At 64.8% G+C, this 588-nt stretch carries 1 protein-coding gene; it reads left to right on the forward strand.

Annotated elements, in window-relative coordinates:
* The coding region (locus tag JK635_RS28260; protein WP_498043860.1) for a phosphate acyltransferase at positions 1 to 588 on the forward strand (588 nt) is incomplete at both ends.

Consider the following 588-nt stretch of genomic DNA (forward strand, 5'->3'; position numbering starts at 1 on the left):
CTGAAGCCGGAGACCGACTTCGAGCTGATCAACCCGGAAGACGACCCGCGCTACCGCGCCTACCACGAGGCTTACCACGGCCTGCGCGGCCGCGACGGCATCACGCCCGACATGGCCAAGTCGGCGCTGCGCCGCTCAAACACCCTGATCGGCGCGATGCTGATGCACATGGGCGATGCCGATGCCATGCTGTGCGGCACGGTGGGCCGCTTCGAGCATCACCTGGAGCATGTACAGGACGTGATCGGCCTGGCGCCGGGGGCCACCACCTTTGCCGCGATGAACGCGCTGATGCTCGACAAGTTCACCATGTTCATCACCGACACCTACGTCAACGATGATCCAAGCGCGGAGCAGCTGGCCGAGATCACCCAGCTGGCCGCCGAGGAAGTCAAGCGCTTCGGCCTGCAGCCCAAGGTCGCGATGCTGTCGCATTCGATGTTTGGCTCATCGAACCGCCCATCCGCCAAAAAGATGCGGGCCGCGCATGACCTGGTGGCGAAGGCGGCGCCCGAACTGGAACTGGAAGGCGAGATGCAAGGCGACGCGGCGCTGTCGGAAGATGTGCGGCGTCACTTCCTGCCAAAC

This window comes from Neobacillus paridis (assembly GCF_016765675.1).
Taxonomy (GTDB): domain Bacteria; phylum Bacillota; class Bacilli; order Bacillales; family Cytobacillaceae; genus Neobacillus; species Neobacillus paridis.